This window comes from Massilia sp. P1_C10, from assembly GCF_056406475.1.
The window spans coordinates 247954-269464 of record NZ_JBFUAC010000007.1; the positions used below are offsets into that span (position 1 = coordinate 247954).

General features: G+C 65.3%; 27 protein-coding genes. 11 read left to right on the forward strand and 16 right to left on the reverse strand.

The window, feature by feature from the left end; all coding sequences use genetic code 11:
- Positions 1–39: 39 nt before the first annotated feature.
- Positions 40–936 (reverse strand): alpha/beta hydrolase, encoded by an 897-nt coding sequence (locus AC1D02_RS16745; RefSeq protein WP_477318868.1) that lies wholly within the window; start codon positions 934–936, stop codon positions 40–42.
- Positions 937–1076: 140 nt separating this feature from the next.
- Between AC1D02_RS16745 and AC1D02_RS16750 the strand changes: the two genes are divergently transcribed.
- Entirely contained in the window at positions 1077–1319 is a 243-nt protein-coding gene (locus AC1D02_RS16750; protein ID WP_477318870.1) for a hypothetical protein, read from the forward strand.
- Positions 1320–1413: 94 nt separating this feature from the next.
- A complete protein-coding gene (locus AC1D02_RS16755; protein ID WP_477318872.1) occupies positions 1414–1617 on the forward strand; it encodes a hypothetical protein in 204 nt (67 codons plus the stop codon).
- A gap of 4 nt (positions 1618–1621) precedes the next feature.
- On the opposite strand, the gene AC1D02_RS16760 is transcribed toward AC1D02_RS16755, so the two are convergent.
- Positions 1622–1789 (reverse strand): hypothetical protein, encoded by a 168-nt coding sequence (locus AC1D02_RS16760; RefSeq protein WP_477318874.1) that lies wholly within the window; start codon positions 1787–1789, stop codon positions 1622–1624.
- A 183-nt stretch (positions 1790–1972) separates the two neighbouring features.
- Here AC1D02_RS16760 and AC1D02_RS16765 point away from each other — a divergent pair, with 183 nt between their 5' ends.
- Both AC1D02_RS16765 and AC1D02_RS16770 read left to right on the forward strand, forming a co-directional pair.
- Positions 1973–2110 carry a hypothetical protein gene (locus tag AC1D02_RS16765; RefSeq protein WP_477318876.1) on the forward strand — a complete coding sequence of 46 codons (138 nt, stop codon included), beginning with the start codon at positions 1973–1975 and terminating at the stop codon, positions 2108–2110.
- Between the two features lie 59 nt (positions 2111–2169).
- Positions 2170–2541, forward strand: coding sequence for a hypothetical protein (locus AC1D02_RS16770; protein ID WP_477318878.1), 372 nt, complete (start codon positions 2170–2172; stop codon positions 2539–2541).
- A 163-nt stretch (positions 2542–2704) separates the two neighbouring features.
- On the opposite strand, the gene AC1D02_RS16775 is transcribed toward AC1D02_RS16770, so the two are convergent.
- The 3 genes from AC1D02_RS16775 to AC1D02_RS16785 form a co-directional block, all read right to left on the reverse strand.
- Positions 2705–2908 carry a hypothetical protein gene (locus AC1D02_RS16775; RefSeq protein ID WP_477318880.1) on the reverse strand — a complete coding sequence of 68 codons (204 nt, stop codon included), beginning with the start codon at positions 2906–2908 and terminating at the stop codon, positions 2705–2707.
- A 123-nt stretch (positions 2909–3031) separates the two neighbouring features.
- Positions 3032–5887: a bifunctional diguanylate cyclase/phosphodiesterase gene (locus AC1D02_RS16780; RefSeq protein WP_477318882.1), complete on the reverse strand. Its 2856-nt coding sequence runs from the start codon at positions 5885–5887 to the stop codon at positions 3032–3034.
- A gap of 141 nt (positions 5888–6028) precedes the next feature.
- Positions 6029–6805: a fused MFS/spermidine synthase gene (locus AC1D02_RS16785; protein WP_477318884.1), complete on the reverse strand. Its 777-nt coding sequence runs from the start codon at positions 6803–6805 to the stop codon at positions 6029–6031.
- 79 nt (positions 6806–6884) lie between these two features.
- Between AC1D02_RS16785 and AC1D02_RS16790 the strand changes: the two genes are divergently transcribed.
- The 4 genes from AC1D02_RS16790 to AC1D02_RS16805 all read left to right on the forward strand — a co-directional run bounded on the left by AC1D02_RS16790 (position 6885) and on the right by AC1D02_RS16805 (position 10435).
- Positions 6885–7160 carry a hypothetical protein gene (locus AC1D02_RS16790; RefSeq protein WP_477318886.1) on the forward strand — a complete coding sequence of 92 codons (276 nt, stop codon included), beginning with the start codon at positions 6885–6887 and terminating at the stop codon, positions 7158–7160.
- An 11-nt stretch (positions 7161–7171) separates the two neighbouring features.
- Positions 7172–8332 (forward strand): GGDEF domain-containing protein, encoded by a 1161-nt coding sequence (locus AC1D02_RS16795; protein ID WP_477318888.1) that lies wholly within the window; start codon positions 7172–7174, stop codon positions 8330–8332.
- A gap of 127 nt (positions 8333–8459) precedes the next feature.
- The gene (locus tag AC1D02_RS16800) at positions 8460–9917 is read left to right on the forward strand and encodes a Ppx/GppA phosphatase family protein (RefSeq protein WP_477318954.1); all 1458 of its coding nucleotides are present in this window, start codon (positions 8460–8462) and stop codon (positions 9915–9917) included.
- Positions 9918–9988: 71 nt separating this feature from the next.
- Complete coding sequence (locus AC1D02_RS16805; RefSeq protein WP_477318890.1) at positions 9989–10435, forward strand: hypothetical protein; 447 nt, start codon at positions 9989–9991, stop codon at positions 10433–10435.
- A gap of 43 nt (positions 10436–10478) precedes the next feature.
- Here the strand turns inward: AC1D02_RS16805 and AC1D02_RS16810 are convergent, their stop codons facing one another.
- The 6 genes from AC1D02_RS16810 to AC1D02_RS16835 all read right to left on the reverse strand — a co-directional run bounded on the left by AC1D02_RS16810 (position 10479) and on the right by AC1D02_RS16835 (position 14915).
- The gene (locus AC1D02_RS16810; RefSeq protein WP_477318892.1) at positions 10479–10766 is read right to left on the reverse strand and encodes a hypothetical protein; all 288 of its coding nucleotides are present in this window, start codon (positions 10764–10766) and stop codon (positions 10479–10481) included.
- 167 nt (positions 10767–10933) lie between these two features.
- Entirely contained in the window at positions 10934–11590 is a 657-nt protein-coding gene (locus AC1D02_RS16815; RefSeq protein WP_477318894.1) for an ABC transporter ATP-binding protein, read from the reverse strand.
- 5 nt (positions 11591–11595) lie between these two features.
- Positions 11596–12378: a phosphonate ABC transporter, permease protein PhnE gene (phnE, locus tag AC1D02_RS16820; protein WP_477318896.1), complete on the reverse strand. Its 783-nt coding sequence runs from the start codon at positions 12376–12378 to the stop codon at positions 11596–11598.
- Positions 12375–13205, reverse strand: a complete 831-nt coding sequence (locus tag AC1D02_RS16825) for a PhnE/PtxC family ABC transporter permease (RefSeq protein ID WP_477318898.1) — start codon at positions 13203–13205, stop codon at positions 12375–12377. The genes phnE and AC1D02_RS16825 overlap by 4 nt, the downstream gene beginning before the upstream one ends.
- 4 nt (positions 13206–13209) lie before the next feature.
- Positions 13210–14025: a phosphonate ABC transporter ATP-binding protein gene (locus AC1D02_RS16830; protein WP_477318900.1), complete on the reverse strand. Its 816-nt coding sequence runs from the start codon at positions 14023–14025 to the stop codon at positions 13210–13212.
- Positions 14026–14030: 5 nt separating this feature from the next.
- Positions 14031–14915 (reverse strand): putative selenate ABC transporter substrate-binding protein, encoded by an 885-nt coding sequence (locus tag AC1D02_RS16835; RefSeq protein WP_477318902.1) that lies wholly within the window; start codon positions 14913–14915, stop codon positions 14031–14033.
- Between the two features lie 166 nt (positions 14916–15081).
- On the opposite strand from AC1D02_RS16835, the gene egtD reads away from it, so the two are divergent.
- The 3 genes from egtD to AC1D02_RS16850 are packed head-to-tail and all read left to right on the forward strand — an operon-like array spanning position 15082 to position 18176.
- On the forward strand, positions 15082–16047 hold the full coding sequence (gene egtD, locus AC1D02_RS16840) for an L-histidine N(alpha)-methyltransferase (RefSeq protein ID WP_477318904.1): 966 nt from the start codon (positions 15082–15084) through the stop codon (positions 16045–16047).
- A 3-nt stretch (positions 16048–16050) separates the two neighbouring features.
- Positions 16051–17235 (forward strand): ergothioneine biosynthesis protein EgtB, encoded by a 1185-nt coding sequence (gene egtB / locus AC1D02_RS16845; RefSeq protein WP_477318906.1) that lies wholly within the window; start codon positions 16051–16053, stop codon positions 17233–17235.
- Between the two features lie 2 nt (positions 17236–17237).
- Positions 17238–18176, forward strand: a complete 939-nt coding sequence (locus AC1D02_RS16850) for a YihY/virulence factor BrkB family protein (RefSeq protein ID WP_477318908.1) — start codon at positions 17238–17240, stop codon at positions 18174–18176.
- Between the two features lies 1 nt (position 18177).
- On the opposite strand, the gene AC1D02_RS16855 is transcribed toward AC1D02_RS16850, so the two are convergent.
- From AC1D02_RS16855 to AC1D02_RS16875, 5 genes are all read right to left on the reverse strand, one after another.
- Positions 18178–18390, reverse strand: a complete 213-nt coding sequence (locus AC1D02_RS16855; RefSeq protein ID WP_477318910.1) for a GDCCVxC domain-containing (seleno)protein — start codon at positions 18388–18390, stop codon at positions 18178–18180.
- Between the two features lie 51 nt (positions 18391–18441).
- Complete coding sequence (locus tag AC1D02_RS16860) at positions 18442–18915, reverse strand: STY0301 family protein (protein WP_477318912.1); 474 nt, start codon at positions 18913–18915, stop codon at positions 18442–18444.
- On the reverse strand, positions 18884–19285 hold the full coding sequence (locus AC1D02_RS16865; RefSeq protein WP_477318914.1) for a BPSL0067 family protein: 402 nt from the start codon (positions 19283–19285) through the stop codon (positions 18884–18886). The genes AC1D02_RS16860 and AC1D02_RS16865 overlap by 32 nt, the downstream gene beginning before the upstream one ends.
- A 529-nt stretch (positions 19286–19814) precedes the next feature.
- The gene (locus tag AC1D02_RS16870) at positions 19815–20576 is read right to left on the reverse strand and encodes an ABC transporter permease (RefSeq protein ID WP_477318916.1); all 762 of its coding nucleotides are present in this window, start codon (positions 20574–20576) and stop codon (positions 19815–19817) included.
- Complete coding sequence (locus tag AC1D02_RS16875; protein ID WP_477318918.1) at positions 20573–21499, reverse strand: ABC transporter ATP-binding protein; 927 nt, start codon at positions 21497–21499, stop codon at positions 20573–20575. The genes AC1D02_RS16870 and AC1D02_RS16875 overlap by 4 nt, the downstream gene beginning before the upstream one ends.
- Positions 21500–21511: the final 12 nt, after the last annotated feature.

Here is a 21511-nt window from a genome sequence, read left to right on the forward strand (position 1 = left end):
CTACTTATTGTTGCGCTGCCGTAACAAATAGTGGCGCGTTCAGGGCGCCATCCCGAGCGCCTTGCGAATCGCCGGCAGCACCAGCCTGAACGATGGCGAGCTGGCCGCGACCTCGTCGTAGTGGCTTGCGCCGGGCAGCACGATGACTTCGGCGCTGTCGCCGGCGGCCCTGGCGCGTTTGGCGTAGTCTTGGGCGGCGCGCGGCGGCGAGACGGTGTCCAGCTCGCCCGTGATCAAGACCGTGTGGCTGCCGTTCGGGAGCAGCTCGGCGGCATTGGTGTCGGCGTACACGTCGGGCCGCGCCGCGCTCGGCAGGCCGGCCAGGTCGGCCGTGTCCTGGCCGCAGCTCGCCTTGATCAGGTCGCGCTCGTTGCGCAGGTCGGCCAGGCCGCCCAGGCTGACGATCTGCGGCACCGGCAGCGGCCTGGCGCGGTGCAGCGGGCTGCTGGCCGGGATGCGGGCGCGGCCGGCGATCCACTGCACCAGCTGGCCACCGGCCGAGTGGCCGACCGCGACGATGCGGCCGAGGTCGAGCTGGTTGGCCGGCGCGCTGCGCTCGAGCAGTTCGAGCGCGGCGTGCATGTCCTGGTAGGTGCCGGGATAGCCGCCGCCGTCCTCGTCGGCCCGGCGGTATTCGACGTTCCACACGGCGATGCCCTGCGCGGCCAGCGCGCCGGCCAGGTTGCGCATCTGCGTGATGCCGCCGAACTTGATGGTCCAGCAGCCGCCGTGCACCAGCACCGCCACCGGGAACGGACCGGCGCCGGCGGGGCGGAACAGTTCGGCGTACTGCGACGGCGCGCTGCCGTAGGCGAAGGTGGCGGTCGGCGCCGGGCCGTTCAGGGCCAGGTAGTCGGCCAGCTTCATCGGGGCGGCGGCGGCCAGGCTGGAGCTCAGCAGGGCGGCGGGGAGCAGGGCGCGCAGGAAAGGAGTCATCGCTATATGGTCGGGTTGATCAGGGGCCAACTATACCGGGGTTTTGCCGGCCGGCGCCACCTTGCGCACGATTGAACGGGGCGGGAAATGCGAACCCGGCCTTCATGCTAGGCTGCCAAGAAAACCATTAGGGGAATGACATGAGCGATGCATCGGAAGAGTACCGCGGCTACCGCATCACGGTGACGCCGACCAGGGACTGCGAGGACCGCTGGGACTTCGAGTACCGGATCGCGCCGTTCGGCGGCGGCGACCAGGTGCGCTCGCGCAGCCAGACCGTGGGCGGCTTCATGACGCCCGAGGCGGCCTGCCAGGGCGGCATCGAGGTCGCGCGCATCGAGATCGACAACCTGTTGGCGCTCGACAGCAGCAAAGCGGGCTGATCAGATAAACATTGATTTTCGATAAATAACCCGGCGTCGTGGCTTGCTACGATGCCATTTTGGCCTGGCAACAATAGGGCAGAAAAGGCTGGATATGCACTTTACCGATTCTTGCAACGAAGAAGGCTGGGACCGCGGCATCCGCAGCGTGCGGGCCCATTCGACGCCGGACCCCGACCTGCCGCCGCCGACGCCGAACCCGGTGCCCGACGACGTGCCGCCGCCGCAAAACGCGCCGGTGCAGGAGCCGAAGTTGCCGGAACCGCCGATCAAGGCGGCCGGCGCGCGGTTCGACTAAGGGCTCAGGATTGCGGGACGGCCGGTTTGTCGTCCTTCGGCAACGGCGGGATCTGGCGGATCATCTCTTCCGTTTCCTTTTGGGCGGGAGTTTTTTCGCCGCTGCCGATGTCGGCTTCGTCGAACAGGGGGCGAACGGTACGCGGGTCGGTGTTGCGGGTGGATTGGTTCATGCGGTTCTCCTGGTTGCTGTGTTTCGATCGGTCCATCCTAGCAGGACAAATTGGAGTCGGGCGCGCAATAAGAAAGGCAACACGTGTTGCTCTAATCTTATAAATATTGCTGGCCCTGTTGCGCGCATTGATAACAGTTCTATAATTGGTCATCGGGTTCTCATCGTGTCGCTGGAGAGTGTCATGGGCAATTCCTTGCATAACAAAATCTACCTCGGCCGCCATTCCGCACTGGCGTCGCGCAAGCTGAAAGTGGTGCTGGCGCTCGGCGCCCTGGTCGGCCTGGCGGTAGTCTGGATGGCGATTCGCGGCTTCAAATAGACGCGCACGGCGTTTCGCGGTTACCATGTGCGCCGCACAGGCTCACTTGGAAAGCAGCAATGAAGAACGAAACACTGACCACCGACGAATATGACGCGCTCGCCCACATCGAGCGCGGCGCCGCGCACGACAAGGTAAATGCCTGCGTCGGCCGCAACGCCAAGCGCCTGTCGGGACTGAAGATGATCCAGTACGGCCGCGATGGCCGGCTGTCGCTGACCGAGAAGGGACAGCAGGTGCTGTTCCTGCGCCGCTGCATCGGCGCCTTGCGCGCGCTGTCGGCCGATCCGGCCGCGCCGGTCGACGCCGACGTCGCCGGCTTCCTCGGCAAGAAATCGCACATCGCGAAGCTGGAAGGCGGCGGCTACGAGGTCACGGCCAAGGGCCGCGAGTCGCTGGCCGATATCGACGCGCAGCAAAAACCGAAGTAGGGGTTGGGGTCAGGTCCGACGGACCTGACACCGCCTTTGTCGGCGACGGTTGAACATCGCGGCAAAGATTAGTGTGGCGACAAACCGGGGTCAGGTCCGCAGGACCAGACCCCAAACGCGAAACCAAAAAAAACCGGGCAGCGCCCGGTTTTTTTGCGTCCGCTTACTGGCGGCGGCGGTTCGGATACACCAAGGTGCGAATCGCCACTTCGGCCGGCACGTTCATCGCCGACAAAAATTCGGCCGCGCGCTGCAATCCCACCGACGGGATCGAAGCGATCGCCTGGTTGATCACGTCGCGGGTGCGGAAATCGGTGCGCGGATGTTTGATGTCGTGCCGGTTCGCCGTGGCGCTGGTCTGGTTCATGTCGGTTCTCTTGGTGATCAGGGTTCGGTCCACGCTGTCGCATCTACAGCGCAACATGCGTTGTCCAGAATCATAAACCAGTTTCCCGCGACGATGTCGAATTAATACTGCTTTTTTTGCACTTTATCCGGCGGCGACGCCGTCCAGCAACGGCAGGTGGCGCCGCTCGCGCACCAGCGCCTCGAACTCGCGTGCCGGCAGCGGGCGGCTGAAGAAGTAACCCTGCATCTGGTCGCAACCGTGGCGCCGCAGGTAATCGAGCTGGTCCTCGGTCTCGACGCCCTCGGCGATCACCGCCAGCTTCAGGTTGTGCGCCAGCGCGACGATCGAGGCGACGATTGCGGCGTCGTTCGAGTCGCGCGTGATGGCGGCGACGAACGAGCGGTCGATCTTCAGCACGTCGATCGGGAAGCGCGACAGGTAGGACAGGCTGGAGTAGCCGGTGCCGAAGTCGTCGATCGACAGCTTGATGCCCAGGTGCTTCATCGCGTGCAGCAGTTCCACCGCCAGCGTGACGTCGCTCATGAACAGGCTCTCGGTCAATTCGATCTCGAGGCAGTCGGGCGCCAGCCCGGTCTCGCGCAGCACGTCGCCGATGTCGGCGACCAGGTTGGGCGCGCCGAACTGGCGCGCCGACAGGTTGACCGCGACGCGCAGGCGCCCCAGGCCGGCCTGCTGCCACGCCTTGTTCTGGCGGCACGCCTCGCGCATCACCCAGGCGCCGATTTGCACGATCAGGCCGGTCTCCTCGGCCACGCCGATGAAGCGGTTCGGCGCCACCATGCCCATCTCCGGATGCTGCCAGCGGATCAGCGCCTCCATGCCGACGATCTCGCCGCTGGCCAGGTCGACCTGCGGCTGGTAGTGCAGCACGAACTCCTCGCGTTCGAGCGCATTGCGCAGCGCGCTCTCGATGCGCACGCGCTCCGTCGCTTCCTCGTTCATCGAGGGCGTGTAGAACTGGAAGTTGTTGCGGCCCAGCTTCTTGGCGCGGTACATGGCGATGTCGGCGTGCTCGATCAGGTTGTCGGCCGGCGCGCCGTCGGTCGGGTACACCGCCACGCCGATCGAGCAGGTCACGAAAAACTCCTTGATGCCCAACATGACCGGCTGCGCCACCGAATCCATCAGGCGCTGCACCACGTCGACCGTCAGCTTCTGGTCTTCGTGCTCGGTCAGGATGACGACGAATTCGTCGCCCGACAGGCGCGCCACGGTATCGGTGTCGCGCAGCGCCGAACGCAGGCGCGCCGCCACCGTCATCAAGAGCACGTCGCCGGCCTTGTGGCCCATGCTGTCGTTGACGAACTTGAAGCGGTCCAGATCGATCAGCATCACCCACACCGGGTGGGCGCAGCGCATCGAGTAGGCCACCGCCTGGCTGAGGCGATCCTGCAGCAGGCTGCGGTTCGGCAGGCCGGTCAGCACGTCGTGCTGGGCCACGTGGGTGATGCGCTGCTCCGACAGCTTGCGCGCCGTGATGTCGGTGCCGGTGCCGCGGTAGCCCGTGAATTTTCCGTGCTCGTCGAACACCGGCTCGCCGTTGATGCTGAACCAGCGCGTGCCGCCGTCGTCGTCGCGCAGCGAGTATTCGAAGTCGGAGAAGCGCTGGTGCGCCTGGTTTTCGGCGATGTGGGCGCGGCCCCGGTCGGTGTCGAGCAGCTCCGGCATGCTTTCCCAGCGCGTCTTGCCGATCAGGCGCTCGGACGCGATGCCGGCCTTTTCGCCGAAGCCGCCGGTGATCGCGGTGAAGCGGAACTGCTCGTCCTGCTCCCAATACCAGTCGGACGACATCGACACCAGCTGGCGGAAGCGCTGCTCGCTTTCCTGCAGCGCCTTTTCGGTGCGCTTGCGGTCGGCGACGTCGTGGATCAGGCGCCGGTTCGACAGTTCGAGGTCGGCGGTGCGCTCCTGCACCAGGCGCTGGACCTTGCGCGAACGCCGCACCTGCGCCTGCACCAGCGCGCTCATTAACAGCGTCAGCAAAACGCCGCCGACCAATACCAGCAAAGAGCCGAAATGATCGAGCAGGAAGGGGCGCGGGTTCTGCGAGACGTCGACGCGCCAGGGCTGGCCGGCGAAATCGATCTTGCGCGTCAGGCTGGGCTGATGGTTCAGCGCGAGCCAGCGCAGCGCCGGCGCGGCGGTGGCGACCGGCAGCGGTTCGCCCACACGCGGATACACCTGGCTCGGTTTGCCGTCGGCGCCGCTGGCGTACACGGCCAGCCGCAGTCCGTCGTCGTCGAGCTGCTCGGACATGATGCGCCATACCAGGTCGCCGGCGCGGATGCTGGCCGAGGTGTCGCCGGCCAGCGCGGCGCGCCGCTGCTGCGGGGTCTCGAGCGGGGCGTTCCTGCGGTACACGGGCACGATTACCAGGAAGCCGGCTTCGGGCCGCGGCGCCTGCGCGAAGAACAGCAGGCCGGTTCCGCTCGGGCGGCCGCTGTCGAGGGCGCGCTCCAGCGCAGCGTTATACAGCTTGCTGTTGCCGGCGTCAACGCCGAACGCGAGCTCGTTGCCCGCCATCGGTTCGAGGTATTCGAGCGCGGTGTAGAACGGCCGGCGCGGCGCCGCCACGCGTTCATTGCCACGAATGTCGACGATGCCGGTTCCGGGCAGTACGCGGCTCAGCTCCGCCTCGAAGCGCGCCCGGTCGCCATCGGCGATGCGGCGGTGGAACCGGAATGCCTTGATGAAGGGATAGCGGTGCAGCAGCGGGGTGGTGAAATCGTGGAACTGCTCGCGCGTCGGATCGACCGTCGCGAACAGCCGGTTGGTGACGGCCGCCACTTCGACCGCCTGGTCCAGTCCCTGGCGGATCGCCGCGATGCGCGCGCCGGCGCGCTGCTCGAATGCGAGCTGGGCCTTGTCGAACTCGAGGTGGCTGACCGCCAGGAACAGCGCGGCGGTCGCAACGAGTCCGCCGCCCAGCGTGAGGGCGGTGGCGGCGGCAAGCGAGGACGGCGGGCGACGGGGCATGGGCCGGGTGGGTTCCTGGTCAGGGCGGCCGCGGGAATGGGCCTCAGTGAGACGATAGTGTCCCACAACATTATTCAAATCTGCAATTAAATTGTTTGGTGGCAACAGAACCCGGGCATTTTGTTGTCTGCAGGAACAATTTTAGCGCCGGGCGAGGCGCGCCACCAGCGCCCGCACCAGCAGCCGGTTCAGCAGGCCGAAGCCGAAGCCGCGCCGGCGCGCCAGCAGGCGCTGTACCCACTGGGCGCGCCCGCGCGGCCGGCGCGGATCGGCGTCGAGCGGCGCCTTGACCGCGAACAGGATGCGGTTGTTGCCCGCCACCCGGTGCAGCCAGCTCACGCGCCCGCCGAACATCAGGCGCAGGCGGCCCAGCATCGCCGGATAGGCCGGGTCGTAACTGAACACGTTCGCCACCAGCACGCCGCCGTCGTTCAGCGCGCGCCGGCAGTCGGCGTAGAAGCGCGAGCTGCCCAGCGCCGGCGGCAGTCCTTCCTCGTCGAAGCCGTCGACGACCAGCACGTCGACGCCGCCCGGCGCCTCGGCCAGCCAGCGCGCGGCGTCGGCGTGCACCACGCGAAAGCGCGCGTCGTCGGGCGGCACGTGGAACTGTTCGCGCAGCGCGATCACGTCGGCGCGCAGCTCCAGCACCGTGATGCGGGCGTCCGGGAAGTGGCGGTAGCAGAATTTGGCCAGCGAGCCGCCGCCCAGCCCGACCATCAGGATGTGGCGCGGGCGCGGCACGAACAGCGCGAAGCACACCATCGCGCGAACGTAGTCGAGCACCAGCGCGTCCGGGCGCGACAGGCGCATCTCGCTCTGCACGTTCCCCGGCATGAATTCGAGCCGGCGCAGGTCGCCCTCGGTCGACACCAGCGGCGGCGGCCAGGAAGGGGACGGAGGAGGGGAAGGGAGCGCCATCGGGCGAGTATAAGTCAGGGCAAACGCTTGTTGCACGACATAACTTTCTGATAAGCTGCCCCATCGCCCAGGAGACCCCATGTTTTTAGACCATCCCACCATTACCGCTACCAACAGCCTGACCGAACCTGACCGCCTGGAGCGGCTCAACCGCGTCTACGGGTACGTGATGGCGCTGGCCGACCGCAATCCCGGCGCGCGCTTCATCGAGAAGGTCACCCAGATCCACGACCACAAGGGCACGCTGATCGTGTTCTGGAACGCCGCGCCGAGCGACGAAGAGAAGGACTACTTCGCGCAGGCCTGGGCCAGCAAGATCGGCGACGGCAGCCGCAACGTCGAACACGAATTCTGACACCCGCCCCCATGGACATCGCCACCATGCTGTTCGCACTCGCACTGGGCAACCTGACCCTGTGCGCCGCGCTGTTCTTCTTCGAGCACGGACGCTCCAAGTCGGCCTCGCTGTCGACGTGGGCGCTGTCGAAGCAGATCCAGGCCGCGGCCTGGCTGCTGCTGTACCTGCGCGCCAGCGGCGTGGTCGCCGACGCGATCGCGATCCCGGTCGGCTACGCGGCGCTGTTTGCCGGCGTCGCGCTCGAGGGCGGTGCGCTGTGGGAGTCGGCCGGCCGCACGCAATGGCGCCGCATCACGCTGGTCGCGCTGGTGCTGTCGATCGGGGGATTCGCCGCCGCCTACATCATCGATCCGGCCGGACTGCGCGCGGTGGCCGGCTCGCTGGTGCTGGGCGCGCTCTACCTGTCGGGCGCCTGCGCATTTGCGCTGGGCTGGCGCACCGCGACCATGCTGCGCCGCTTTCTCGCGATCGCCAGCACCTTGCTGGCGCTGCTGGTGGCCGCGCGCGGCGTGATGGTGCTGACCATGCCGGGCGGCTGGGGATGGATCAGCAACGGCTTCCTGCAGATCTGGTCGTCGGCCGCGTTCTACTTGCTGATGCTGCTGAACGGCTTCGGCTTCCTGCTGCTGGCGCGCGAGCAGGTCCAGCATGAACTCGACCGGCTGTCCGTGACGGACGCCCACACCGAGGTGCCGAACCGGCGCGGCTTCTTCATGGCGCTGGCGCCGTTCCTGGCGTTGGCGCGCCGGCCTGGCGCGCCGACCGCGCTGGTGCTGTTCGACCTCGACCAGTTCAAGCGCGTCAACGACGGCTATGGACACGCTGCCGGCGACACGGCGCTGCGCGCGGTGGTCGACGTGTGCAAGCGGCAGCTGCGCGACAGCGACCAACTGGGACGCCTGATCGGCGTCGAATTTGCCATCCTGCTGCCGCGCACCGGCCTGGCCGAAGCGATGCTGGTGGCCGAGCGCATGCGCGCGGCGATCGAAGCGGCGCCGGTCAAGAGCGAGCGCGCGCTGATCCGGCTGACCGCCAGCTTCGGCGTCACCACGCTGCGCGCCGAGGACACCACCACCAGCCTGTTCAAGCGCGCCGACGATGCGCTGCAGGCGGCCAAGCAGGGCGGGCGCAACTGCGTCGTGCAGGCCGAGCCGGCAGCCACGGTGTAACCCCGCCCGTCGTACCAGCCTTCGCTGGTACGACGGCCTCGGTCATCCGCGTGTCATGCAACAGCGCTATTGTGGTACGATTTTCAGCGCTGGAGCCGCCATGACACCGTATGAGGAAGAAGCTGGTATGTATGCTGCCGTCGATTTGGGTTCCAACAGCTTTCGCCTTCACATCGGCAAGCATGACGGGGAGGCGATCCGCGTCGTCAAGAGCATGCGCGAGCCGATCCGCCTGGGCGCGGGCATCGACAAATCCAACAACCTGACCGAAGCGGCGATGCAGTCGGCGCTGGCTTGCCTGCACACCTTCCGCGCCGCCCTTTCCGGCTACCGGCTCGAGGCCGTGCGCGTGGTCGGCACCGCCGCGCTGCGCCTGGCGCACAACGCCGCGACCTTCCTGCCGGCCGCCGAAAAAGCCATCGGCTACCCGATCGAAATCATCTCCGGCGAAGAAGAGGGCCGCCTGATCTACATGGGCGTGGCCAATGCGCTCGCCACGCCGGGCGAGCGGCGCCTGGTGCTCGACATCGGCGGCGGCTCGACCGAGCTGATACTCGGGCGCGGGCTCGACATCGAGCGGGTCGAATCGTTCAGCGTCGGCACCGTCAAGCAAAGCCTGTCCTTCTTCACCGGCGGGATCATCGACGCCGGCTCGTTCGAGGCGGCGATCCTGTCTGCGCGCAGCCACTTCGAGGACGGCGCGCCGCCTTACCACCGCGAGAATTGGCGCAACGCCTACGGCTCGTCCGGCACGATCCGCGCGATCGCCGAGATCATCGAGCGCAACAAGATCGGCGACGGCCGCGTGACGCCGGCCTCGCTGGACGCGCTCAAGCGCCGCTTCATCGCCTTCGGCACGGTCGCCAAAATCGACCTGCAGGGGCTGCGACCGGACCGCGCCAGCACCATCGTCGGCGGGCTGGCGATCCTGATCGCGCTGTTCGTCGAACTCGACATCGAAGTGCTGACGCCGGTCGAGGCGGGCTTGCGCATGGGCGTGATGTGGGACCTGTACGCGCGCTCGATGCACCGCGACCGGCGCGAGGAGTCGGTGCGCATGCTGGCCGCTAAATTCCACTGCGATCCGGCGCGCGCCAGCCGCGTGGCGCTCGAATCGGCCGCGCTGTACGCGCAACTCAAGCCGGGCGCCGACACCTACGTCAAGCTGCTGGCCTGGAGCGCGCAGCTTCACGAAATGGGGATGGTGGTGTCGCAGACCGGCTACCACAAGCACGCCGCCTACATGATCGAAAACGCCGACCTGCCGGGCTTCACCGCGCGCGAGCAGAAGGCGATGGCCAGGCTGATGGTGGCGCAGAAGGGCAACCTGCGCAAGATCGGCGATGCGCTGGCCGAGCCCGATTTCGCCAAGGCGGTGCTGGCGCTGCGCCTGGCGATCCTGCTGATGCACGCGCGCATCGAGGCCGATTTCAGCGAACTCAAACTGCGCATGAAGAACAAGATCGAACTCGAGATCAGGAAGGGCTGGGTGGCGCACCATCCGACCGTGTCGTACTGGATCGAGAAGGAACAGGAGTGGTGGGACGAGGTCGGCGTCGACTTCAGCGTGAAAACCAGCGCCTGAGGAGACTCGAATTATGCAAGAAACTGCATAATCGACTATATTATATAAATAATTAATTACAGGAGCGAACGATGCGCAAGCCAGCTGCCGCAAGAAAAACAACAACTACCGCGGCTGCCAAGCCTGCCGTCAGGGCCGCGGCGAAAAAACCGGCGGCAAAAGCGGCCGCGAAGCCGGCCGCAAAGCCGGCGGCGAGGCCTGTCGCGAAGAGCGTGGCGCCAAAGCCGGCGGTGAAGAAGGCGCCCGTCAAGAAAGTCGCAAAGGCTGCTGCGCCGGAGGCGGTGCGCGAAAAAGCGCGCAAGACGCGCCTGGTGCGCGACAGCTTCACGATGCCCGAGCACGAATACGAACAGCTCGGCCTGGTGAAGAAGGCTTGCCTGAAGGCGGGATTCGAGATCAAGAAAAGTGAGTTGCTGCGGATCGGCGTGGCGCTGATCAGCCAGATGGACATGGCGACGCTGCAAAATGTCCTGGGCAGCCTGCCGCAGTTGAAAACCGGCCGGCCTAAAAAAGCCTGAACGACCAGTTCGGGGTCAGGTCCGGCGGACCTGACCCCATTGTTCAGTGCATCGACGTGTTCGCGAGCTCTTTGAGGTCGCGGATGCTCATGTCCGACTTCTCGTGCATGCGCAGCAAGATGGTCGCGCCAACGGCCAGCTTGCGATGCCGGATCTTGCTCACGATCGGCGGCTGCACCTCCAGCACACGGCACAACTCCGCGTCGTTCTTCAGATTGAGTTTTTCAATCAGGGTATCGAGGAGCTTGTTCGGCACAAAGCTCGAAGGCTCGAGCGCCCGGGCGCGATTCATCGCCTCGATCATTTCCTGTTTCTTCTGCCGTACGTTCATTTTGTCCTCCACAATGTGCGCGTGGTTGCGGGCTAATCGATTGTGTAATTATAGCAACCCATCCGTGACAATTGGAGATAATTTATGCAGATAGGGTCAGTTGTGATAATACTACGGACGTAACGTTTTGGCAGTATTGCTTGAGAATATCGCGGGAAAATTGCAATTTAGATGTGTTTTGGCGACAAGCTCAGGCCGGATGGTGACAATATGAGTATTTTGTCTGCTTCTTTGGCCGCCGCCAGCGAGTGGGTCACCATGATGGCGCTGGCCCCGCTGGCCTTGATTTCGGCGCGTAAAAGCGCGAGTACGCTGGCCGCGGTGTCGGGATCGAGATTGCCGGTAGGCTCGTCGGCCAGAACCAAGGCCGGACGATGCGCCAGGGCGCGCGCGATCGCCACGCGCTGCATTTCGCCGCCCGACAGCTGGCGCGGAAAGTCGGCGCCGCGCCCGGCCAGGCCCACCGCGGCCAGCATGTCGCCCGCGCGCGCGACCGGCATTCGATTGAGCAGCAGCGGCAGCGCGACGTTTTGCTCCAGCGTGAGATGCGGCAACACGTGAAAAGCCTGGAAGATAAATCCCATGCGCGCGCGGCGCAAGCGGGTGGCCGCGTCGTCGTCCAGCGCGGACATCGGCTGGCCGTCGACGATCACATCGCCGCCGTCCAGGACATCGAGTCCGGCGATCAAATTCAGCAAGGTGGATTTGCCGACGCCCGATTCGCCCATGATGGCGACGAATTCACCGGCCTGAAAGTGGTGCGATACGCCATCGAGCACGCGGCGCCCGCCGTAGGATTTGGAGATGGCGCGCAGTTCGAGCATGGCGGTCAGCGCGTCAGGGTGCGCCGCAGCGCGAAGCTGATGGCGTCGACCATCGCCACCAGCAGCAGCATGCAGACGATCACCGTGGCAGCGCTCGGCATCTGGAACAGCGACAGGTGGTACTTCAGCATCTGACCCAGCCCGCCCGCGCCGACCACGCCAAGCACCGCGGCGGCGCGGATGTTGTTCTCCCACCGATAGAGGGTGTACGACAGCATCTGCGGCAGCGTTTGCGGCAAGGTCGCATAGAAGAAGGCCGCCATCGGCGCGGCGCCGTTGGTGAGCAGGGTCTGGTGCGGCAGCGGCTCGGCGTTTTCCAGCGCGTCGGCGAACAGGCGCCCCAGTACGCCGCTGGTGTGCGCCGCCAGCGCCAGCGTGCCGGCAAACGGCCCCAGGCCGGCGGCGACCAGCAGCAGCGAAGCCCACACCAGTTCCGGGATCGAGCGCAGGATATTCAAGATGCTGCGGGTGGCGGCGCGCGGCACGCGGCCGAAGCGTCCCGCGGCCGGCAAGGCCAGCGCGAGGCCGCCGAATACCGCGAGCAGGGTGCCGAGCGCCGACATCGACAGCGTCTCGGCGGTCGCGTTCAGGCACTTCATCAGGAACGGCACGGCCAGTTCGGGCGGCGCAAAGCCGCGCATGAATTCGGCGGTGGTCTCTGCCGCCTCGGCGCTGAAGAAGGCCGGGAACTGCAGCGGCAGCGACGCGAAGCTTGCGACGACCAGCGCGACCAGGGCCAGCATCAGCAGCCAGGTCGACGCCGACCGCGGCGGTGGAGCCGGCATCATCCGAGCCTCCTGCGCAGCGTCTTCGACACCAGGTCGGCCAGCGCGACCAGCAGCACGAACACGATCAGCATGGTCGATACTTCGCCGCCGGCCATCATGCGGGTCGATTCATCCATGCGCTGGCCGAGGCCGCCGGCGCCCACAAAACCCATCACCGCGGAGCCGCGAATCGCGCACTCCCAGCGATAGACGGTGTACGACACCAGTTCCGAGGCCGATTCCGGCAGCGCGCCATACAACAGCGCCGGCAGGCGGCCGGCGCCGTTGGCCAGCAGGATGTCGGTCGCGTGCGCGTCGGACGACTCGAGGATTTCGGCGTACACCTTGCCCAGCATGCCGCAATAAGTGAGGGCGATCGCCAGCACGCCTGCGGTGGGGCCGAGGCCGACCACGCGCACGAACAGCAGCGCCCATACCAGCTCGGGCACGCTGCGCAGCAGCACCAGGATCCAGCGCACGCACTGGCGCAGCAGCTTCGACGAGAAGCGCATGCGCCCGGTGCCCAGGCGCGAGATCGACAGCCGCTCGGTGACGATCAGCGTGGCGGGAATGGCGCCCAGCAGCGCGAGCGTCAGGCCGGCAGTGGCGATTGCGACGGTGATCCAGGTCTGCTGCAGCACCATCCGGAGGAATTCGAGCGAGTGCGCCGGCTCCAGGAAGCCGGCCAGGAAGCGGCCGGCCGCGGTGAGGCTCTGCATGTCGAACAGCATCCACGGCTTGAATTCGCTGAACACCAGCGCGGGCCACAGAAGCGCGAGGAACACTGCGCCGGCGGTGACACGCGTGCGCCAGGCCGGATCGGCCGGCATGCGTGAGTCGATGGCCATGGAATTAGAAGCAGGCGCCGACGGCAAGGCGTTCGGGCGTTTCGTGATGCACCGGGGGCGGCGGCGTCATCGATTCGTTCTGGTACAGCGCGGCAATCATCGCGTCGGTCACCTGTTCGCGCGGCGCGTCGAACACGATGCGGCCGTCGCGCAGGCCGACGATGCGGGCGAAATTGGAGCGCGCGATGTCCACCTGGTGCAGGCTGCATATAAGCGTGGCGTTACGGGTCGCCGCTTCCTGCTGCAGCGTCGACAGCGTCAGCTGCGACAGTGCCGGGTCGAGCGCCGACAGCGGCTCGTCGACCAAGAAGGTGTGCGCCGACGACAGCAGCAATCGCGCCAGGCCGCAGCGCTGGCGCTCGCCGCCCGACAGCCGGTCGACGCGCGCATACAGCTTGTCGCCCAGGCCGAAGCGCTGCAGCGCGCCGTAAGCGGCTTCCGGATCGGCCGGCCTGACCAGCGAGGCGAGGGCGCGCCACAAGCTCCATTGCGGCAGGCGCGCGGCCAGCACCGCGGTCACCACGCGCTGGCGCGGCGGCAGCGGCGGCGTCTGCGGCGCCAGGCACAGGCGCGCGCGCAGGCGATGACGCTGTTCTTCCGGCAGCGCCCACGGATCCTCGCCGAACGCTCGGAATATGCCGCCGGACGGCTTCTGCGCGCAGGCGAGCGTCGCCAGCAAAGTCGTCTTGCCCGCGCCCGACGGCCCGATCACCGCCAGCTGCTCGCCCTGCGCGACACGCAAATCGATGTCGTGCAGCGCGGCGGCGCCACTCGGGCTTCCCAGGTGGCGCACTGTCAGCTTGTCGAGCAGGTAGGTCATCGCAATTACTTCAGCAGGCCCGCGTTGTGGGCAGCCGCTTCGATCGCTTTATAGTTCTCGACCCTGGTCGGGATGAATTTCGTCGCGCGCTGCAGCTCGAGAATCTCTTTGCCTTCAGGCGTGGACTTGTCCAGCGCGAGGAAGGCGTCGGTGATTTTCTTCTTCAGCGCCGGGTTCATGTCCGAGCGCACGCTCCAGTTGTAGTCGTAGTAGCCGGGCGTGGTGTAAAACACGCGCACCGCCGCTGGGTCGACCTTCTTCTCGGCGACCAGCTTTTCCCACACCGAGATGTTCAGCGCGCCCGCATCGACCTTGCCGCCGGCAACCGAGGCCACGGTGGCGTCATGCGCGCCGGAGAACGCGATGCGTTTCAGGTCGGTGTCCGGATTGATCTTCGCGGCCAGCAGGTAGGAACGCGGCATCAGGTGGCCCGAGGTGGACGACTCCGAACCGAACGACAGCGTCTTGCCCTTCAGGTCTTCGAGCTTGTTGATGTCTTTGTTAGTGGTGACGAACACCGAGCGGAATTTCTCGTCTTCCTCGCGCTGCACCAGCGGCGTGACCATGCCCTTGCTGCGCGCGTTGGCCTGCACGAAAGTGAAGCCGCCGAACCAGACCATGTCGATCTTCTTGTTGATCAGGCCTTCGACCGACGCCGCGTAATCCGTCACCGGCGTGAACTCGACCTTCAGGCCGGTCTTCCTGGCGAGGTAGTCGCCCAGCGGCTTGAACTTGCGCTGCAGTTCGGTCGGGTTCTCGTCCGGGATCGCCGACACTTTCAGCACGCCGGGCGTGTTCTGCGCGGCCGCGTGGGCGGCGGCGAACATCAGGCCGGCGGCGGTCGCGCCGAGGATGAACTTCAGGGTGCGGATGGCGGAAAAGCGGCTCATAAGCCCTTTCTGTCGGGAAGTTGAGTGGAGTCAGCCGATGTTGGCGCGATCCGTTTCGAATCGACACGATGCTGACAATCGGGATATTCAGATATCATAACAAAAACAGTGACATCTTATTCAGCCTGCACGATTACTGCGCCGCTGTGGTGCGAATGATAAACCTATGCCGACGTCTTCACCGACCGAATCGAATCGCCCCCACGCCAGCGCCGCGGTGCTGGCCGAACTCGATGCGGGGCTGCGCGCCAGCGAGCCAACGATCTCGCCCAAATTCCTGTACGACGCGCTGGGCTCGCGCCTGTTCGAAGCGATCTGCGAGCTGCCCGAGTACTACCCGACCCGCACCGAGGCGTCGATCTTCGCGCGCCACGGCGTCGAAATCGCGCGCGCGGCCGGCCCGGGCCGCACCCTGATCGACCTCGGCGCCGGCAACTGCGCCAAGGCCGCCAGCCTGTTCCCGCTGCTGCACCCGGCCCAGTACGTGGCGATCGACATCTCGGCCGACTTCGTGCGCGACGCGCTCGAGCGGCTGCACCAGCGCTTCCCGCACATCGAAATGACCGCGCTGGGACTGGACTTTTCCAATGCGCTCGAGCTGCCCGGCGTGGTGCGGCGCGAGAAGCGCCTGTTCTTCTACCCGGGTTCCTCGATCGGCAATTTCACGCCGATCGAGGCGGGCGCCTTCCTGCGGCGCCTGCGCGACCAGTGCGACGACGACGGCGCCCTGCTGATCGGGATCGACCTCGTCAAGGACAGCGCCACGCTGGACGCGGCCTACGACGACGCGCTCGGCGTCACCGCGGCCTTCAACCTGAACATGCTGCGTCACGTGAACCGGCTGGCGGGCGCCGACTTCGACGTGCGCCAGTGGCGGCACAGCGGCAAATTCAATGCGGCCGAGAGCCGCATCGAGATGCACCTCGAAGCGCGCGAAGACCTGACCGTGCACTGGCACGGCGGCCAGCGCCCGTTCCGCGCCGGCGAGCGGATCCACACCGAGAACAGTTATAAGTACAGGCAGAGCGCCGCGGTCGGGCTGCTCGAACAGGCAGGCTTCCAGGCGACCAACGTCTGGACCGATCCGGCGGGCTGGTTCGCCGTCATCCACGCGCGCGCCATCGCGACCTGAATCATGAAGCCGTCCGACGATTTCATTTGCCGCCAGCGCTTCGAGAGCGTGCGCAAACGATCGCTGGCGCTGGCCGCGCCGCTGTCGGACGAAGACTGCGGCGCGCAATCGATGCCGGACGCCAGCCCCGTCAAGTGGCACCTGGCGCACACCACCTGGTTTTTTGAGACCTTCATCCTCGAAGCGATGGAACAGCGCTTCCAGCCGTTTCATCCCGCCTTCCGCTTCCTGTTCAACTCTTACTACAACGGCATCGGCGACCGCCATCCGCGCGCGAAGCGCGGCTTGCTGACGCGGCCCTCGATGGCCGAAGTGCGCGCCTACCGCGCCGAGGTCGACGAGCGGATCGGGCGCCTGCTGGCGACGCAGGCCGACAACCCGCGGCTGGCGGCGCTGATCGAACTCGGGCTGCAGCACGAGCAGCAGCACCAGGAACTGATCCTCACCGACGTGCAGCACCTGCTGGCGCAGAACGCGCTCAACCCGGCATACACCACCGACACTCCGGCGCCGGCTGATGCGACGCCGCTGCGCTTTGTCGACTTCGCCGGCGGCGTGATGCAGATCGGCCATGAAGGCGACGGCTTCTGTTTCGACAACGAGCTGCCGCGCCATCGCCAGTTCGTCGAGCCGTTCGCGCTGGCCGACCGGCTGGTGACGAATGGCGAATACCTCGCCTTCATCGACGCCGGCGGCTACCGCGATGCGTCGCTGTGGCTGTCCGAAGGCTGGGACCAGGTAGGCGCGCTGGCGCTGGCGCAGCCGATGTACTGGCAGCGCGACGAAGCCGGCCGGTGGTGCGAATTCACCCTGCACGGACTGGGGCCGCTGGACTTGGCGCGGCCGGTCACCAGCGTGTCGCTGTTCGAGGCGGACGCCTACGCCAACTGGGCGGGCGCGCGGCTGCCGACCGAATTCGAGTGGGAGCTGGCCGAGCGCGACAGCGGCGCGCTGCGCCAGATGTTCGGCCATTGCTGGCAGTGGACCAGCAGCAGCTACGCACCGTACCCGGGCTACGCGACGGCCCCCGGCGCGCTGGGGGAATACAATGGCAAGTTCATGCTGAACCAGTATGTGCTGCGCGGTTCATCGAGCGCGACGCCGCAAGGCCATTCGCGCCCGACCTACCGCAACTTCTTCCCCGCCGGCGCACGCTGGCAGTTCACCGGAATCAGGCTCGCCAAATAACAATGACCGTCCATCTGCCGCACATCGACCTCCATATCCTCAACCGCCGCGCCAACGCCTACATACTCGCCCATCCGCTCGCCTTCACCCTGCAGGTGCTGAAGGGGTTCCGCGCCAACCAGGGCCTGCTGCTGGCCGGCGCCGTCGCCTACTACGCATTGCTGTCGATCGTGCCGTTCCTGATGCTGGTGGTGGTGATCCTGTCGCACTTCATCGACCAGTCCGAACTGCTGCTCACGCTCAAGCGCTATCTCGAATGGCTGGTGCCGAGCCAGTCCGACTCGATCGCCAAGGAGATCGCGCACTTCCTCGAGAACCGCGAGTTGATCACCTGGGTGCTGGGCGCGACGATGGTGTTTTTCAGTTCGCTCGCATTCACGGTGCTGGAGAACGCGATGAGCGTGATCTTCATCCACAGGGTGGCGATCCGGCGCCGGCACTTCCTGGTGTCGGCGATTCTTCCTTACTGCTACATCATCGCGCTGGGCGCCGGGGTGATGCTCGTCACGCTGGTAGCCGGATCGCTGCAGGTGATGGGGCAGGAGAGTGTGCGCCTGTTCGGCACCACCTGGTCGCTGAAGGGCGTGTCGGGCGCGATGCTGTACCTGCTCGGGCTGGGCGGCGAGATCCTGGTGCTGACCTCGATCTACCTGGTGATGCCGGTCGGGCGCCTGTCGCTGCGGCACGCGCTGATTGGCGGCGTGACCGCGGCGCTGCTGTGGGAAGTCGCGCGGCACGTGCTGGTATGGTACTTCACCACGCTGTCGCAGGTGAACGTGGTGTACGGCTCGATGACGACCGCGATCGTGGTGATGTTCTCGCTGGAGATAGGCGCGACCCTGCTGCTGATGGGGGCGCAGGTGATTTCAGAGTACGAGCGGGTGGGGCGCGACGGCGAGAACGAAGAACCCAAGCCGATGGTGACGCGGCCGCCGGCGTAAATTAGCCGCAGCAGCCGCGCTGAAGCTGGATCGGCGGGCACTTGACGGTGCCGTAGGAGCAGAACACGCAGCAGTCGCCGGCTTTCGGCCGCAGCAGCGCGGCGCACGCGCTGCACTCGTAGTAGAACTGGCAGGCGTCGGTCGGCATGGTTTCGGATTTGCTCACCCCGCAATGGGGGCAAGTCACAACGGAGTCGAGTATTGCGTCGGCCATGGTTTTCCTTTTTTCGGTTTCTGGTCCTGCGGACCTGACACCATTTTATGCTCAACGCCGGCAGCGAATTTCGATCTCGACCTTTCCCGTATCCTTGGCAGTGCTCGAAACGATACATTCGGACGTCCGGGCATCCAGCTTCTTGGACAGAACGAACTCGTTAGAATAACCATAATTACAAGCCATCCACTTGCCACTAGCGAACGTGCCGGATAAGTCCCACCTTGTCACTGTAGCCTTTCCGATCCGCTGCGTTTTGGCGGCTTCTTTCAACACCGCGAGATCCGACGGCGGACCATCCATCGGGCCCGCCGAGTGCAGCCAGAAGGGGCCCTGCGCCGCGAAACTCCATTCGGTCGGAGCCTTAATTACCTGCACCGCGTCAGACTCGATCGAGAGCGGACATGAGACGAGGTACTCATCGGCTGCTACCGAGGTGGATAAGAGAATTGTTGCGGCGGTCAGGCAACGAGCTGGAAAGCGGCGCATATCTTTATCTCTCAATGATTGAATAGGCATACGCATTATCGCCGCCCTGGGGCCACGTGCCATTCGCCAGGGGAGTTTTTCCCTTGGTTCGAATTAATCTTTTCGAAATCAGCGGCTTTTTTGCGTCATCGCGCCACTGGTCCATGACCCAAAAGCCATCGACCGCTTGCGACAAGAAGTAGGCGGCGTGGTAGCCATGTTTCAAACTGGGATAGCGACCGTTGACGAAGGTGGCGATGGCAGTCCCCGCTGCGATATCCTTGTTTCCGAAAACCGCTTCTCCCTCTTTCCAGCCAGATGAAGGGCCGACTGCGGGCGAGTAGTGCTGAACAAGCGCGACGCATTCTTTGGTGCCGACCTTTTTCGTATTCTGCAGTTCCAGAACTTTCGAGTAGACGATAGCCATTACGTTCTCCGAAGGGGTGGAAAGGGGACGTTGTGAATCGTAAGCCTGAACGATTCTCGCCCGTCCTTGCTGAACGAAAATTGGCCTAGGTCAACCCATTGCTGAGAGAGCTAGTTGAACTGAAAAATGGGGGAAGGTGAGCGCTCGACCAGACCCCGAAAACGAAATAATTTGCTGCGACGCACAAAATCTGTGCTACACTTCGTTTTGTTGTGATTCGGTCCGCTTGCGAACTGGGCACGACACCCCGGGCTCTGCGCCTCGATAGCGGCATGTGTAATGCTGCGATTCGTAGACAGTCGCAAAAGGACGGGTTTGTAATTCCGGATACGTTGGTCGATTTACACACCGGCGCACCACGCAGATAGCATGGGCGCTCGAGACTTGATTAAAGCATTGGTAATACATTGGAATAGAGCTCGCTTCGGCGAGCTTTTTTTTATTCCGAACATATTCGCGGCGACGACAAAACCTGGGTCAGGTCCGACGGACCTGACCCCCAGACCCTGGGCAGCAGCGCGTGCCTAAGTCAAGCGCGCAGCTTGTAGCCGGTCTTGAAGATCCACCAGATCGCGGCCATGCACACGGCAAGCAGGCCGACTCCCATCGCCGCGCTCAGCGCCACGCTCACATCCGACACGCCGTAAAAACTCCAGCGGAAGCCGCAGATCAAGTACACCACGGGATTGAACAGCGCCACCTTCTGCCAGAACGGCGGCAGCATGCTCATCGAGTAAAAGCTTCCGCCCAAAAACGACAGCGGCGTAATGACCAGCATCGGCACGATCTGCACCTTCTCGAATCCGTCGGCCCAGATGCCGATGATGAAGCCGAGCAGGCTGAAGGCGATCGCCGTGAGCACCATGAACACCATCATCCAGACCGGATGGACGATTTCGAAGTCGACGAAGCAGCGCGCCGTGATCAGGATCAGCACGCCGAGTATCACCGATTTGCTGGCGGCCGCGCCCACATAGCCCAGCACGATCTCCAGCGCGGAGATCGGCGCCGACAGAATCTCGTAAATCGTGCCCGAGAACTTCGGCATGTAAATACCGAAGGAGGCGTTGGCCACGCTTTGCGTCATCAGCGACATCATGATCAGGCCCGGCACGATGAAGGCGCCGTAACGCACGCCGTCCACTTCCACCATGCGCGAGCCGATCGCGGCGCCGAACACGACGAAGTACAGCGACGTCGAGATGACCGGCGAGGCGATGCTTTGCATGAGCGTGCGCCAGGTGCGCGCCATCTCGAACTGGTACAGCGCGCGGATTGCGTAGATATTCATGCGTGCGCCTCCACCAGGTTGACGAAGATGTCTTCGAGCGAGCTTTGGTTCGACTGCAGGTCCTTGAAGTCGATGCCGTGCGATTCCAGCTTGCGGAACAGTTCCGCAATGCCGGTCTGCTCGCTTTGCGCGTCGAAGGTGTAGACCAGCTCATTGCCGTCGGCCGACAGCGCCAGCGCCTGGCCGGCCAGCGCCGCGGGAATCTCGGCCAGCGGGCGTTGCAGGTGCAGGGTCAGCTGCTTCTTGCCCAGCTTGTGCATCAGCGCCGCCTTGTCTTCGACCAGGATGATCTCGCCGTTGCGGATCACGCCGATGCGGTCGGCCATTTCCTCGGCTTCCTCGATGTAGTGGGTGGTCAGGATGATGGTCACTCCCTGGTCGCGCAGGCCGCGCACCATGTCCCACATGTCGCGCCGCAGCACCACGTCGACGCCGGCGGTGGGCTCGTCGAGGAACAGGATCTGCGGTTCGTGCGACAGCGCTTTGGCAATCATCACCCGCCGCTTCATGCCGCCCGAGAGCGTCATGATGCGGGCGTCGCGCTTGTCCCACAGCGACAATTGGCGCAGCAGCTTTTCGATGTGGGCGGGATTGGGCGGCTTGCCGAAGATCCCGCGCGACAGGCTGACCGTGGCGCGCACGCTTTCGAAGGCGTCGGTCGCCAGCTCCTGCGGCACCAGGCCGATCTTGGCGCGCGCGGCGCGGTAGTCTGTAACGACATCGTGGCCGTCGGCCAGGATGGTGCCGCTGCTCGGATTGACGATGCCGCAGATGGTGTTGATCAGGGTGGTCTTGCCGGCGCCGTTCGGGCCGAGCAGGGCGAAGATTTCGCCGCGGCGGATCTCCAGGTCAACCGACTTGAGCGCCTGGTGGCCGGACTCGTACACCTTCGATAGCTGCTTCACTGAGATGATCGCTTGCATGCGCTGCCTTGC